This window comes from Arsukibacterium sp. MJ3 (genome assembly GCF_000987765.1).
Lineage (GTDB): Bacteria > Pseudomonadota > Gammaproteobacteria > Enterobacterales > Alteromonadaceae > Alishewanella.
Window position 1 is genome coordinate 21,330 of sequence record NZ_LAHP01000017.1, and the last position, 15,204, is coordinate 36,533.

At 46.9% G+C, this 15,204-nt stretch carries 14 protein-coding genes; 2 read left to right on the forward strand and 12 right to left on the reverse strand.

Annotated elements, in window-relative coordinates; genetic code table 11:
- Window position 1: 1 nt before the first annotated feature.
- The gene (gene traT, locus VT06_RS12625) at window positions 2-820 is read right to left on the reverse strand and encodes a complement resistance protein TraT (RefSeq protein WP_046554682.1); all 819 of its coding nucleotides are present in this window, start codon (window positions 818-820) and stop codon (window positions 2-4) included.
- Window positions 821-1,549, reverse strand: a complete 729-nt coding sequence (locus tag VT06_RS12630) for a complement resistance protein TraT (RefSeq protein ID WP_046554683.1) — start codon at window positions 1,547-1,549, stop codon at window positions 821-823. It lies immediately after the preceding gene.
- A 254-nt stretch (window positions 1,550-1,803) separates the two neighbouring features.
- Between VT06_RS12630 and suhB the strand changes: the two genes are divergently transcribed.
- On the forward strand, window positions 1,804-2,607 hold the full coding sequence (suhB, locus tag VT06_RS12635) for an inositol-1-monophosphatase (protein WP_046554684.1): 804 nt from the start codon (window positions 1,804-1,806) through the stop codon (window positions 2,605-2,607).
- Window positions 2,608-2,644: 37 nt separating this feature from the next.
- On the opposite strand, the gene VT06_RS12640 is transcribed toward suhB, so the two are convergent.
- From VT06_RS12640 to VT06_RS12670, 7 genes are all read right to left on the reverse strand, one after another.
- Window positions 2,645-3,016 (reverse strand): rhodanese-like domain-containing protein, encoded by a 372-nt coding sequence (locus VT06_RS12640; RefSeq protein ID WP_046554685.1) that lies wholly within the window; start codon window positions 3,014-3,016, stop codon window positions 2,645-2,647.
- Between the two features lie 65 nt (window positions 3,017-3,081).
- Window positions 3,082-4,029 (reverse strand): protein translocase subunit SecF, encoded by a 948-nt coding sequence (gene secF, locus VT06_RS12645; RefSeq protein WP_046554686.1) that lies wholly within the window; start codon window positions 4,027-4,029, stop codon window positions 3,082-3,084.
- Between the two features lie 9 nt (window positions 4,030-4,038).
- The gene (secD, locus tag VT06_RS12650; RefSeq protein ID WP_046554687.1) at window positions 4,039-5,892 is read right to left on the reverse strand and encodes a protein translocase subunit SecD; all 1,854 of its coding nucleotides are present in this window, start codon (window positions 5,890-5,892) and stop codon (window positions 4,039-4,041) included.
- Between the two features lie 29 nt (window positions 5,893-5,921).
- The gene (yajC, locus tag VT06_RS12655) at window positions 5,922-6,260 is read right to left on the reverse strand and encodes a preprotein translocase subunit YajC (RefSeq protein ID WP_046554688.1); all 339 of its coding nucleotides are present in this window, start codon (window positions 6,258-6,260) and stop codon (window positions 5,922-5,924) included.
- Between the two features lie 49 nt (window positions 6,261-6,309).
- Window positions 6,310-7,473 carry a tRNA guanosine(34) transglycosylase Tgt gene (gene tgt / locus VT06_RS12660; RefSeq protein WP_046554689.1) on the reverse strand — a complete coding sequence of 388 codons (1,164 nt, stop codon included), beginning with the start codon at window positions 7,471-7,473 and terminating at the stop codon, window positions 6,310-6,312.
- A gap of 83 nt (window positions 7,474-7,556) precedes the next feature.
- On the reverse strand, window positions 7,557-8,582 hold the full coding sequence (gene queA / locus VT06_RS12665; RefSeq protein WP_046554727.1) for a tRNA preQ1(34) S-adenosylmethionine ribosyltransferase-isomerase QueA: 1,026 nt from the start codon (window positions 8,580-8,582) through the stop codon (window positions 7,557-7,559).
- Between the two features lie 77 nt (window positions 8,583-8,659).
- Window positions 8,660-9,568, reverse strand: coding sequence for a hydrogen peroxide-inducible genes activator (locus VT06_RS12670; RefSeq protein ID WP_046554690.1), 909 nt, complete (start codon window positions 9,566-9,568; stop codon window positions 8,660-8,662).
- Between the two features lie 400 nt (window positions 9,569-9,968).
- Here VT06_RS12670 and VT06_RS12675 point away from each other — a divergent pair, with 400 nt between their 5' ends.
- Complete coding sequence (locus tag VT06_RS12675) at window positions 9,969-12,233, forward strand: S8 family serine peptidase (RefSeq protein WP_046554691.1); 2,265 nt, start codon at window positions 9,969-9,971, stop codon at window positions 12,231-12,233.
- A 113-nt stretch (window positions 12,234-12,346) separates the two neighbouring features.
- Here VT06_RS12675 and VT06_RS12680 read toward each other — a convergent pair whose 3' ends face one another.
- The 3 genes from VT06_RS12680 to phoU all read right to left on the reverse strand — a co-directional run bounded on the left by VT06_RS12680 (window position 12,347) and on the right by phoU (window position 15,177).
- The gene (locus VT06_RS12680; RefSeq protein WP_046554692.1) at window positions 12,347-13,615 is read right to left on the reverse strand and encodes an inorganic phosphate transporter; all 1,269 of its coding nucleotides are present in this window, start codon (window positions 13,613-13,615) and stop codon (window positions 12,347-12,349) included.
- A gap of 18 nt (window positions 13,616-13,633) precedes the next feature.
- Entirely contained in the window at window positions 13,634-14,311 is a 678-nt protein-coding gene (locus VT06_RS12685) for a TIGR00153 family protein (protein WP_046554693.1), read from the reverse strand.
- 155 nt (window positions 14,312-14,466) lie between these two features.
- Complete coding sequence (phoU, locus tag VT06_RS12690; protein WP_046554694.1) at window positions 14,467-15,177, reverse strand: phosphate signaling complex protein PhoU; 711 nt, start codon at window positions 15,175-15,177, stop codon at window positions 14,467-14,469.
- Window positions 15,178-15,204 lie beyond the last annotated feature (27 nt).

Sequence of the window (15,204 nt, forward strand, 5' to 3'; positions counted from 1 at the left end):
CTTAAAAAATACCGGCCAGCGAGCGCAGCAAGCCATCATGTAATGGCTGCTCAGCATCGTCCCAGCTAAGGTTAGCTTTATTGGCAAAACTTACTACCTTTATTTGGTACTTGCGCCGGTCAGTCGAAAGCTCCCACAACAGTTCAGTATTGCCGCTATCGCCTTGCTCTAAATTCTGGCGGCTTACTTCCTGCACTCTGCCAATACTGTCCGGAGCAATGCGCTCAGCCAGCTGAATGTCGGTTAGCATAGTAAAATACTTATCCTGCACCAACTGATTTCCCATGTATTCGGCCCCCGCCCAGGCAGCGAGCACCACTAAAGTCCTGGCAATATCTTTGCCATCAATATTGGTACCATAGCTGGCATCGGCATACACGGCCACATTACTAGCACGGCGCTGTGCATTGCGGCTTTGTTGTGTCGCCGCAGGCAGGGCGATACCCGGATATAACAGCTGATGAATTTGCTCCGGGCTCATATTATATTCGCCACTGGCTAACACCACTTCTGGCCGCTCTTTTAACACGGTTCGCACGTTTACCTGCAGCCAGTACTGCGCTTGCTGAGGTGAATCAACCAGTTTATAGCCCCTGCTCAGCAGCAGGTTACGAACATCTGCTGCCAGTGGTAGCCGGTACTCGGCCGCCGTCTGGCGAATATCAATAAAAACCGTTCTGAATTCAGCTTCTACCGGATCTAAATATACGGTTTCGCTCATGCGGGTTTGTACGTCAAGTTTGCCCTTTGCCACTGAGGTATGCAGTGCCATACAGCCAGTTAATGGCAACAACAGCAGCAGCGTCAGTAACAAACGCATTTAGAACAGCCCTGCCAATGAGCGTGCTACGCCATCAGTAAGCTGTGGTGCCGCTTCTGGCCACTTTAAATTGGCTTGATTAGCATAACTTAACACTCTGCTCTGATATTTTCGCATATCGGTCTGTCGCTGATACGTTGAGCTAGTGCTACCACTGTCACCTTGCAATAATTGGTGGTCTGAGCGCTCACTTACCGTGCCGCTAAAGCGCTCCATAATCTGAATATCGGTTATAGCGGTGTAGTACACATCTTCAACCAGTGCATCAACAATAGTACCCGCTGTCGCACCAGCCACAGCAGCACCCAAACCTGCTGCGCCTGAACCCCCAGTTGCCCGGTGAATGGCATAACCGGTTACCGCACCGCCTGCCATGCCGGGGCCGGCAGCGAATGCACGATTGGCTTCACGGCCATTAGTACGCCCTACTTGCAATACATTTGCCTGCAACCAATAATGCGCTTGCCCCGGGCTATCTATCACCTGATATCCCCTGGCCAGCAAGTTAGCGACTACTTGCGGTTTAATATCAAATTCTGGTTTATCAGAGGTATTGCGCACATCAACAAAAATAGTGCGCTTGCCCGGCTCTACCGGATCCAGAAAAATACTAGATGACATTTTAGTTTGCACATCCAGATTGCGCTTGGCGACCGAAGTGTGAAGCGCACCACAGCCTGCGAGACTAATGATTAACGCGCCTGCCAGTACCAGTTTAGTTATATTCATAACACCCTCACCGAATTAGTATGTCTTGATGTTTTATATTGTGCGTAACTCAGCTGAATATTATATGAATAGTTAGCGTAGCGTTAACGCTTTCAGGTAAAACAATGTAACAGGAATAAGTAAGCGATTGACTTTATACTTTCGGCGCCAATTATCTTTACTTTTTGGCTGTAACCGCTACACTACGCGCCGCTCTTTTGTTTGTTCTTTATACAGTTATTTTTAAACGCTCTTTTTAAAATAAGGTAATCGCTATGCATCCGATGTTAAACATCGCTATTCGTGCTGCCCGTAGTGCCGGCAACATTATTGCCCGTGCCTGTGGCCAACTAGATATGGTACAAAAGCAACAAAAAGGCAGCAATGACTTTGTCACTAACGTCGATAAAGAAGCTGAACAAGCTATAGTTGCAATTTTGAAGAAATCTTTTCCTACTCACGGTATTGTGGGTGAAGAACATGGCGATTACGGCAACAGCGACAGCGAGTTCCAGTGGATCATTGACCCATTGGACGGCACAACCAACTTTATTAAAGGCATTCCGCACTTCGCCGTGTCTATCGCCTTAAAACACCAGGGTAAACTAGACCAGGCAGTGATCTTTGATCCACTGCGCGGTGAGCTATTTACTGCCTCACGTGGTCGCGGTGCACAGCTAAACGGCACCCGTATCCGGGTCACTGCCCTGCCTGATATGACCGGCGCTATTCTCGCTACTGGCTTTCCGTTTAAAGCGAAACATCATTTAGACAGCTATAGCAAAATATTCAACAGTTTTTTTGCTGACTGTGCCGATATGCGTCGCACCGGCTCTGCTGCGCTGGATCTAGCCTATGTCGCTGCCGGCCGCTTTGACGGTTTCTTTGAAATTGGTTTAAAACCTTGGGATATTGCTGCAGGTGAGCTAATTGTGCGTGAAGCCGGCGGCATGGTCTGCGATTTTATTGGCGGCTCTAACCAGATGAAAAGCGGCAATATCGTTGCTGCCAGCCCTAAAGTACTGCAAGCGATGGTAAAGGGCATGCGACCTCATTTATCCGAAACCTTAGCAAAATAATACCGCCGTTTAGCGCTTTGCGGGTAACCGTCAAGCGCTAAACCGGTACCTCTACCGTCAATCCTTGCTCAGTCCACTGCCGATAACCTCCTGCTAAGCTAAATACCTGCTGATACCCCATATTTTTTAAGGTTTGTGCTGATAGCGCAGAGCGATAACCACCACCACAATACAATACTATTTTCTGTTTTTTATCTGGTACTGTCTGCTCAATGTCCCGTTCAATAATGCCTTTACCTAAATGCATTGCTTCCGGTAAATGACCTTTAGCCCACTCATGGTCTTCCCGAATATCCAGTAGCACAAAGGGTTGATTATGCTGCTGCAATTCAGTAATGCTAATTTCATTGATTTCAGCTTTTGCCTGATTAACCAAGGCAATAAAACCTGGTGCATGTTGGGCCGTCATAATGATACCTCAGTTAAAAAAAATGCCAGTCATAGACTGGCATTTGTAACATATAAATGTCGATATTACAGCAAAGGTTCGGTACCTTCGCCTTCTTTTTCCGGCGGTGGTGGCGGCAACATATCATCGCGGCTAATACCCAGCTGTGCCGCAACAGCGCTGGCCACAAACACCGACGAGTAAGTACCAATGGCAATACCAAACAACAGCGCCGTAGCAAAATTATGAATAAGTGCGCCGCCCATGGTAAACAACACGATCAACACAATAATAGTGGTTAATGAGGTAATGACCGTACGGTTTAACGTTGCGGTAACCGCATCATTAATAGTTTCGTTAACAGTGGCGTCGCGCAATTTTCGGAAACTTTCTCTGATGCGGTCAAACACCACTATGGTATCGTTTATCGAGTAACCTATCAGCGCCAGAATTGCCGCCAGTACCGTTAAGTCAAACTCCAGTTGCAATAATGAAAACAGGCCCAGCGTTATAATAACGTCGTGTGCCAAAGACACGACTGCACCCACCGACAAACGCCATTCAAAGCGCATGGTTACGTACAGTAAAATACCTATTAAGGCAGCCAGCATGGCTAAACCACCTTGCTCTTTTAGCTCATCACCCACGCTTGGCCCGACAAACTCTACCCGGCGCATTTCAATTGGCTCGCTTGAAGTCACCGTTAGTGCACGAAGTATTTCATTAGAAATTGTTGACTGCTCAACGCCCTCGCGTGGCGATATTCTAATCGCCACGTCTTCACTAGAGCCAAAGTACTGCACTACAGCATCCGGGTAACCACTGTCAGCTAACACCTGCCGGACCTGAGATAAATCGGCTCCGCCGTTGTAACCTACTTCAATAACCGTACCGCCCGTAAAATCCAAGCCCCAGTTCATGCCTTTGACACCAATTGTCACCAGCGACGCAATTACTAAGAGCATTGATAACATCAACGCGGGTATTTTTAACCGCATAAAATTAAGCGGTTCAGTAAAGCGAAATATTCTCACACTGCCTCCTTACATCGGCAGTGACTGCGTGCGGCGGCCACCCCAGAATAAATTAACCAGTAATCGGGTTCCGACCACTGAGGTGAAAATTGAGGTTAAAATACCAATCGCCAGGGTAATGGCGAAACCTTTTACCGGACCAGTACCAATACCAAACAGGATCAGCGCAACCAACAAAGTGGTAATATTGGAGTCGGCAATAGTAGCAAAAGCCCTGTCATAACCATGATGAATAGCCTGCTGCACACTTCGCCCTTCAGCCAGTTCTTCACGGATCCGTTCGAAAATAAGCACGTTGGCATCTACTGCCATACCCACTGTCAGTACAATACCCGCCATACCAGGTAAGGTTAACGTTGCACCTGGGATCATTGACATAAAGCCGGTAATCAAAATCAGGTTAGCAATCAATGCACAGTTAGCCACTAAGCCAAAAGCCTTGTAGTACAGCACCATGAAAATCAGTACGAATACCATACCCCACATAATGGCTTTCATACCCAAATCAATGTTTTCCTTACCCAGGCTTGGGCCTATGGTACGTTCTTCAATGATTTGCGTGGGTGCAATTAACGCACCCGCCCGTAACAACAATGCCAGGTTTTGCGCTTCTGCCGGGTTATCTATACCCGTAATGCGGAAACTGCGGCCTAAGCGTGCCTGAATAGTAGCAGCATTGATAACTTCTTCATATTTCACTAACACAGGTGTGCCATCAGCGGCGCGTTCTTCACCTGGCTTGTATTCAATAAACACCGTAGCCATTTGCCGGCCAATAGTGCTGCGGGTGGCGTTAGACAATAAGTTACCGCCCTGTGCATCCAGTGAAATACTCACTTGTGGCCGCGAGTACTCATCATAACTCGAGGTAGCTCCGGTAATATGATCACCGGTCAACATGGTACGGTTTTCCAGTAAATAGGGTTGACCATTGCGATCACGGTATAAACTAGCACCGGCTGGCAGACGCCCGTCTAAAGCAGCACCTAAATCAGCATCCGTATCAACCAACCTGAATTCCAGTGTGGCGGTTGCACCGAGTATTTCTTTAGCTTGTGCCGGGTCCTGCACACCAGGCAACTGGACAATAATCCGGTCGGCACCTTGTCGCTGCACTAGCGGTTCTGCCACACCAATCTCATTTACCCGGTTACGAATAATAGTAATATTTTGTTCCAGTGCGTATTCACGAATTTCACGAATACGGTTTTCGCTGAGGCTAACCAACAGGCTGTGTTCAACCGCGCCCTCAGTGAACAATAACTCGCGATCGTTTTTACCCAGTGCATCACGTGCCGCGGCCACATCTTCAGCGTTTCGTAGCAAAATCTGCACCTGGCCGGCGTCTAAGTCAGCCTGAACGGCCCGATAGCGCACCCGCTCTTCGCGCAAGTCAACCCGAAAAGCCTGCACTAAATCGTTAATATTTTTATCGACAGCGGCTTTCATGTCCACTGCCATTAAAAAGTGCACCCCACCACGTAAATCCAGCCCTAACTTCATCGGGCTAGCGCCAATAGCGCGTAGCCATGCCGGTGTGGTAGGCACCATATTAAGCGCCGTAATGTAACTGCCACCTAAAAAGCGCTCAGCCACTTCCCGGGCGCGCAGCTGATCTTCAGCACTGCCAAATCGGGCTAATAGCTGTCCTTCCTGCAATGTTACCGCTTTGGCAGTAATATTAGCGGCAAGGAAAGCCTGTTCAAGTTCAGTGCGGGTAGTTTCGCTAACCACCCCGCCGCGACTGGCATTTATATTTAATGCCGGATCTTCCGGGTACACATTTGGTAATGCATAAAGGAATGCTGCAAGCAACACTCCTATTACCACCAAATACCGCCAGAGAGGATTTTTGTTTAACACAAGTTGATCCTTTTTCTAAGCTCAGTCGCTTACAGCGACTTTAACGTGCCTTTTGGTAAAACAGCACTAATTGCTGATTTCTGAACTGTTACTTCAGTAGTGTCGTTTACAGCAACAGTGACGAAGTCTTTATCATCTGCAATTTTGCTGATACGTCCAACAATACCGCCCTGAGTTAGTACTTCGTCGCCTTTACCCAGTGCCGTCATCAGATTGCGGTGCTCTTTTACCCGCTTGGCCTGTGGCCGGTAAATTAAAAAATAGAAAATCAGGCCAAACGCCAGCAACATAATAATTAAATCCCAACCACCACCTTGTGGTGCAGCGGCAGCGCTGTCGGCATAGGCATTGCTGATAAATAAACTCATGGTTATCCCCTTAGTAATGTATAAAATAGTAATGTTTTAATTTATGTATTTAGTTAGTGGTAACAGGTGTTTCGGTGTTATCAACAGCAACTGCAGGGTGCTCCAGTGCAGGTACCGGTAAATCGCGCTTCGCATAAAACTCACTGACAAACTGCTCCAAGGTACCAGCGGCTATAGCCTCGCGCAATCCCTGCATCAGTTTTTGATAATGATGCAAATTATGCATAGTATTCAGTCTGGCGCCAAGAATTTCATTGCAGCGATCCAGATGATGTAGATATGACCTAGAATAATTTTTACAAGTGTAACAATCACAATCTACATCTAATGGCGCAATATCATCTTTGTGCTTGGCATTACGAATTTTAATCACGCCAGAATGGACGAATAAGTGACCATTCCGGGCGTTGCGGGTGGGCATCACGCAATCGAACATATCAATACCACGGCGCACAGCTTCAACGATATCTTCCGGCTTACCCACCCCCATCAAATAGCGGGGTTTATGGCTGGGCATCTGGCCGGTGGTGTGATTAAGAATAGTAATCATATCCTGTTTCGGCTCACCCACCGATAAGCCACCGATGGCATAGCCATCAAAACCAATGTCTTCCAAGCCCTGCAGTGATACGTCACGCAAATTAGGGTACATGCCGCCCTGAATAATACCGAATAACGCGGCCGGATTGTCAGCATGGGCATCTTTACTGCGTTTAGCCCAGCGCAGTGACATTTCCATCGATTTTTTCGCCTGCTGCTCTGTCGCGGGGTATGGCGTACATTCATCAAAAATCATTACCACGTCGGAACCTAAATCACGCTGTACTTCCATTGAACGCTCTGGCGTTAACATAATTCGCTCACCATTTAATGGTGAACGGAATTTAACACCCTCTTCGGTAATTTTTCTAAGCTCGCCCAGGCTAAATACCTGAAAGCCGCCAGAGTCGGTCAGAATTGGTTTATGCCAGTGCATAAAATCGTGTAAATCACCGTGCTTTTTAATAATATCAGTGCCGGGGCGCAGCATTAAATGAAAGGTATTACCCAAACAAATTTGCGCCCCGCTGGCATCAAGCTCTTCTGGCGTCATCGCTTTTACCGTGCCGTAGGTACCTACCGGCATAAAAGCCGGCGTTTCCACAATGCCACGCTCAAAAATCAGCCGGCCTCGACGGGCTCTGCCATCGGTAGTATCTAGTTCAAACTTCATCACTATCCTTATATACCAGAAAAACAGTCTGGCTTTTTCGCGCCAAGATTATAACAGCATACTGCTGATAAGCTAAACGGAACTCAACTGATAAACATGGCATCGCCATAAGAGTAAAACCGATACTCTTCATTAATTGCCGTTTGGTAGGCGTTCATTACATGTTCGCGGCAACTAAACGCTGATACCAGCATTATTAGCGTTGACTCTGGCAAATGAAAGTTCGTAATTAGCGCATCAATAACCTTAAATTCGTAACCAGGGTAGATAAAAATTTGTGTATCACCGTTATAGGCAATAAGTTTACCACCACCTTGCTGCGCCGCCGACTCCAGCGAGCGCACCGACGTCGTGCCAACAGCAACAACCTTATTGCCACGGGCTTTACAAGCCGCAACCGCAGCAACAACCTGTTGTGGTACCTCGATATACTCGGCGTGCATCTTGTGCTCCAGCACATTATCTACCCGCACCGGCTGAAAGGTACCTGCACCAACATGTAACGTAATAAAGGCAAACTCAACCCCTTTCGCTTGCAGCTTATCCAGCAGCGGCTGGTCGAAGTGTAACCCTGCTGTAGGTGCGGCTACCGCGCCGGGTTTTTCGTTATACACGGTCTGATATCGCGCTTTATCTTCTGCTGTATCAGGCCGGTCAATATAAGGCGGCAGTGGCATATGGCCTAAGCGCTCCAGCATCGCCAGTACTGGCTCATCACTTACCATTTCAAGCTCAAATAGCTCATCATGGCGCTGGATCATTTTTACTTCCGCGGCATTTTCCAGCAACAAAATAGTGCCCGCTTTAGGGGCTTTACTGGCGCGAACATGCGCTAAAAAGCGTTTATCATCCAACATCCTTTCTACCAGCACTTCCACTTTACCGCCAGACACTTTCTGGCCAAATAAGCGTGCGGGTATCACTTTGGTATTGTTAAATACCAGTAAGTCACCGGGCTGTAATAAATCGACCAGCTCTTTAAAAATATGCTGGCTTAACACACCACTGTGTTTATCCATTGCCAATAAGCGGCTGGTTGAACGTTCGGCTTTCGGAAAATGAGCAATAAGCTGCTCGGGTAATTCGAAGGAGAAATCTTTAACGTGCATAATATGTCTCTGTTTGGCTTTACCGACCAAAAGGTACCGGCTTAAAGTGGGCTATTCTAGCAGAACAACGCCGGATATTACTGGCATTTTTGCAGTAATACTTCGCTGATAAGGCTAGTCATTAAACGATAGCTTCGTGCTTTACTCGACGTTGGCCGCCAGGCTACACCGATATCACGATAAGCGTTACCACTGGTTGGCGGCTGAGTTATTAACTCGGTGCCATCAAGTAAGCCGGTATTTATCGCCATTTGCGGCATAAAAGTTACACCCAGTTTATTATTCACCATTTGCGTTAGGGTATGCAGGCTGGTGGCAAAAAACGGGTTAACCTTGCGGCTATCCTGCAGCTCACAGGCTTTTACGGCATGGCCGGTTAAGCAATGCTCCCGTTCCAGTAAAAAAATACTTTCGTCCGGCCACTGACTAATATCCTGATTAAAGCCCCGGCCTAGCCAATCTTTGTGCAACACCAGTTTAAAGGCGTCCTGCGCCAGTATTTCAGTATGAAACGCCCCTGTTTCGTAGGGTAACGCCAACAGCACCATATCCAGCCGGCCTTCTGCCAGTGCATGTAATGAATTGTCGGAGGTATCTTCGCGCAATAGCAGTTGCAAGTCAGGGTATCGTTCGCGGCATAGCGCCATTACTTCACTTAATACAAAAGGCGCTATGGTTGGAATACAGCCCAATCGGAATGGTCCGGCCATCGGTTTACCCTGAGACTTGGCAAATTCAGTCAACTCTTCACACTGCTCGATAATATGGCGGGCCTGGCGCACCACATCCTCGCCTAAGGAAGTAAAAATAAAGGTTTTATGATCCCGCTCTAACAGCTGGGTATGCATGGTTTCTTCCAGATTGGCAATAGCCGCACTTAAGGTTGACTGACCAATAAAGCACGCCTCGGCAGCACGGCCAAAATGCTGGTACTCATGTAACGCCAGCAAATACTGTAATTGTTTAATACTGGGCAGTCTTTTCATTAAAAATTCCGATTAATAAAAACAAATCACTCAATTATTTTAATCAATATAAAGCATTGAACGCCTCAGGTCGAGCGGCTAGCTTAATTAACATTTGTCTTTTTTTTAGCTAAAAACAACAAGCCATTATTACTCATTTATTTAAATTAGACGTTTCTCAGCCGCTTAAACTTATTATTTGTTTTATTTGTAAATTACAAATTGAAACAATTATGCAATTGTTATAGCTTGGTCTTATCATTGTGTGCAATGTCAGCAGTACTGCTTTGACGACTCGGTATAAAAACCCTCTTAGCAACGGGCAGCAGGCACATACATGACCACTGGTGACGAGTTGGGCAGTCCGTCACCAAGCCTGAAGGATCAACTTATTATAACAAATCACCTTGGAGGGTGAACTATGTCCAAACTAACTAAACCATTAATCATGGCCAGCTGCAGCTTACTGGCACTGGCGGTAAACTATGCGCTGGCAGCCCCTGCAAGCCCGTCCTCTGATGACAATCGTTATATTATTAAATACAAAGACAGTAGTTTAGGGCTTAATAAACAACAAAATTATGTGCTAAGCCAACATAAGCAGGCCAAAGACGCGATTTTGGCTCAACTGGAAGCAAACAGCAGTAAGTTGCAACGTCAGGGCGCGCGCATACATCATTTGTTGTCTGAACAACGGGCTATTGCGGTTGAATTGCGGCCTGGCCTGATTAACCTGCTTAAAGCCGATCCCAATATAGAATTAATTGAAGTTGACCCCCGCCGTTATCCGATGATGCAACAAATACCCTATGGCTTTACCATGGTGCAAGCTGATTTGGTCAGTGATGCATTTGCCAGTAATCAGACCGTTTGCGTAATCGATTCTGGCTTAGACTTGCCGCATGAAGATTTTGCCTCAGGCAATATCAGTGGTACAAACGATAGCGGCACCGGTAACTGGTTTGATGCCGGCGGTCCACATGGTACCCATGTTGCCGGCACCATAGGCGCACTGAACAATGACACCGGCGTAGTAGGCGTAATGCCAAACGGTCAGCTCAATATGCACATTATTAAAGTCTTTAATGCCGCTGGTTGGGGGTATTCTTCGTCCCTGGCCAGTGCAGTAAACGCTTGTGCTGCAGCCGGCGCTACTGTGGTCAATATGAGTTTAGGCGGTGCAGCACCAAGTGCTACCGAAAGCAATGCCATGCAGGCCGCCTTCGATGCGGGCTTATTACTGATAGCGGCAGCAGGTAATGATGGCAATACAGCCTTGTCTTACCCGGCGTCATATGACTCAGTCGTCTCCGTTGCGGCAGTAGACAACACTAAAACGCTGGCTGACTTCTCGCAGCGCAACATTCAGGTAGAATTGGCCGGCCCTGGGGTCGATGTTCGCTCTACTTATCCTGAAGGCACCGCTCTGGAAGCGCAGCTTAATGTAAACGGACTATTTTATGATGCCAATCCAATGTCCGGCTCAGTCAGTGGTAACGTCGATGCTGAGTTTTCGGATTGTGGTCTGGCACTTGAAGCCTGTACTGATGTTGCAGGCAAAGTGTGTTTAATTTCTCGCGGTGAAGTGACTTTCTCCCAAAAAGTAGAATCGTGTCAGGCCGGTGGTGGCTTGGCTGCCATTATTTATAATAATGTGCCGGGCAGTTTCAGTGGAACCGTTGAGGGCACTACTGCCACTATACCAGCGGTAAGCATAGCGCAAGAAGATGGCCAGCTGCTGCTGACACAGCAGGGTAGCATCGCCAATCTTGTATCGGGTTCCAGTAACTACGGCCTGATGAGCGGCACCTCAATGGCATCACCTCATGTCGCCGGTGTTGCGGCGCTGGTTTGGAGTTACTTCCCGACGTGTACCAATGCTGAAATACGCTCAGCACTGGCCGCTAGCGCCGAAGATTTAGGCGCTGCAGGTCGCGATACCTCCTATGGCTTTGGTTTAGTTCAAGCGAAAGATGCGGTGGATTACCTGGCTGAGTATGGATGCAGCGGCTCAGGTGATGGGCCGGACGAACCCACGCCGCCAACAACAACGGCGCTGGAAAATGGCGTTACTGTAGCCAATTTAGCCGGCGGTTTAGGTGCAGAGTTAGTGTTCACTCTTGCTGTGTCCCCAATGGCAACTGAGCTGACTTTTGTAATGAGTGGTGGTACTGGTGATGCTGATATGTATGTGAAGTTTGGTGCAGAACCAACAGCAGCAGATTGGGATTGCCGGCCTTATTTATTCGGCAACAATGAAACCTGCAATATCGACTCAACTCAGGAAGGGACCTATTATGTAAAAATGATCGGTTTTAGCGCCTTTGCTGATGTCAGTCTGACCGGCAGTTTTACCGCAGCAGATGAACCTGATTTACCCGATGCAGGTGGTGAAACTATCACCAATATCAATGTAGCTCGCCGCAGCTGGCAACATTATACGCTGGAGGTTCCGGCAGGCATGAATGGATTAAGCGTAACCATTAGTGGCGGCCGTGGCGATGCCGATTTATATTTGAAGTATGGCAGCATGCCCAGCGCTGGCAACTATGACTGCCGACCAAACCGAAACGGTAATGATGAAAGCTGTGTTATTGCTAACCCACAAGCTGGCGTCTGGCATATGTCAGTATATGGCTTTAGAGCCGTATCGGGTTTAACGTTGGTCAGTGAATACCAGCCGTAAGCTTACATAAAAAGACGTTTCAACAACGTAAGATTGTAATTAATGCTGTAAATAATGCACTAAATAAAAAACGGGCTGAATTTCAGCCCGTTTTTAGCTCACTGCGGCGGCCATTACAGGCTAAATAAGAACCGCAAGATATAGAAAAATATAATAGCCAGGCCAGCGCCAACAGGTAGGGTAATAACCCAGGAAATAAAGATATTCCGCACTACCCCTAAATTGAGTGCAGCAATACCGCGAGCTAAGCCAACACCTAATACTGCGCCCACCAGAGTTTGCGTAGTCGATATCGGCAAACCGGCACCTGAGGCTATAACTACTGTAGAAGCAGCCGATAGCTCAGCAGCAAAACCGCGGCTAGGGGTTAAATGCGTTATCGCAGTACCCACGGTTTTAATAACCCGGGCACCCAAAGTAGCCAAGCCAATAACAATACCAATACCGCCTAATGGCAAGATCCACCAGGCTAAAGACGCATTATTGGTTATCACACCACCCGAACTCACCACACTTACTACTGCAGCAAGCGGGCCAATGGCATTTGCAACATCGTTAGAACCATGAGCAAACGCCATACAACAGGCGGTGGTAATCATCAATACACTGAAAATTCGCTCAACATTATTAAACTGCATTTTTTTGTCAGCCGCAGGATCAATCTTAATCCGGCTAATAACCAGTTTACCTATTAACCCTATTATTGCGCCAAGCGACAGTGCCAGGTAATAACCATGCAGTGTGCTTAAATCAAGCCCAATGTGCTTTAAGCCCTTTTGCACGGTTACCAGCGACATAATAAAGGCAGCAAACGCCATATAAAACGGCACATACTTTTTAGCATTAACGATGGGGTTATCGGTATCAAAAATTAGCTTTTGTGCACTCATAAAAAACAAGTACGCCATAATACCGGCTATTACAGGTGTTACTACCCAGCTGCCGACAATACCGCCTACCTTGTCCCAATGCACCGCATCAACACCAACGCCAACTGCGGCAAAACCAATGATAGAACCCACAATTGAGTGAGTCGTCGACACCGGCCAACCATAATAAGAAGCAACAATTAGCCAGGTCGCTGCGGCTAACAAAGCGGCAATCATGCCGTATACCATCAGCTCAGGGGTATCAACAAAAAATGCGGCATCGGTAATGCCGCCACGAATAGTTGAAGTTACCGAACCACCCGCCAGGTAAGCCCCGGCAAATTCAAAAATGGCGGCAATAAAAATAGCCTGTTTAATGGTCAGCGCTTTTGAGCCAACCGAAGTGCCCATGGCATTGGCAACATCATTAGCACCGACCCCATAAGCCATCAAAAAACCAAACACTGCAGCCAATATAATCAAGATGAGGCCGTATGATTGAATTATGTCCATCAGTAATACCTTTTTTAATTAACGGGCGAGCATAATTTCAAGGCGGGCACCTACTTTCTGAGCAATATCCGCCAGGTCGCCGATCCACTCTACCGTGCGATATAAGAACATAACATCGACCGGATTTAATTGGGATTCGACTGCCCTAACCGCCTTACGTAATTTAATTTGCATTTCATCGGTGTCATTTTCTATGGCGTCAAGCTTTTCAACCATTTTAATAACCAGTTCTACCTCACGACCGCGGAAACCCGTTTCCAACAATTCATCAAGCTCGTTAATTACTTCAGAAGCCATTGCGGTAGCGTCGATGCAACGCTGAATATAGGCATAAAAATCGGTTTGAATAGCCTCCGGAATTTCCAGCTCACGCCCCAACACCCGGCCAGAAATATCTTTGGCTTTATTGGCGATTTTGTCTTGTTGGGACACTAACTCCAGAATATCCGTCCGATCAACCGGCAAAAACAGACCACGAGGTAAATTAATGCGAATTTCCCGCTTTAATCTGTCGGCTTCTTTTTCCAAATCGACAATACTCTTGCGCACCTCGGCGGCTTTAATCCAGTCTTTTTGATAAACCGCAGCAAAAAATGGCAGTAAATATTCACTTGCTTCGTGCACTTTACGAATATGGTCTTCGATAGGCTTAATTGGTGATTTAGCAAACACGGATAAAAAAGTATTACCTGGCATAACGTGGCCCCATAATAGTCAGGGTTAATAAGGTCGGCGCGCATTGTAACTGCAATCAAACTGCAATAAAAATGAAATATTAGCAGATAAAATAAAACACCTCAGCCAGAAGTCTGGTTGAGGCGTTATTAAAAAGCGAGCGGCAAAGCGAAAAGTTAGCTACGTGCCTCTTTTTCTAAAATTTCTTCGGAGCTATGTCGTACTACTTTACCTTTAACAAAAAAGATAATGTATTCAGATAAATTCTTACAACGATCGCCAATTCGCTCCAGTGATCGCGCCGACCAGAGCACGTTCATAATTTTTGGTATTGAGCGTGGATCTTCAATCATATAGGTCATTAGCTGCCGGGTAATCGCTTCGTATTCCCGATCGACTTTTTTATCTTCTTTGTGCACAGTTAGCGCGGCTTCTACATCCATTCTGGCAAAGGCATCTAATACATCATGCAACATCTGCCCAACATGGCGTCCTAAATTATCCAAATTAACCAGTAAATCTTGCTGAGTACTATTAAACGATTCTAATGCTACCTTAGCGATACGCCGGGTTTCATCGCCAATCCGCTCTAAATCGGCAATGGTTTTTAAAATGGCCATAATTAAACGTAAATCACTGGCCGCAGGCTGGCGCTTGGCAATTATCCGGGTGCACTCTTGATCAATTTGCAGCTCCCAGTCATTTACTTTTAGATCATTAGCAATGACTAGCTGCGCCAGTTCAGCGTCACTGTTGGCTATAGCGGCCAAGGCATCAAACAGTTGACGCTCAATCAACCCACCCATCGCCATAACATGATTGCGAACTTGCTCTATCTCGTCGTTAAACTGGCTAGAGATATGCTTTGATAAATTTAACTTATCCATGAACTGACCCTTGCTACTAGTAAATGT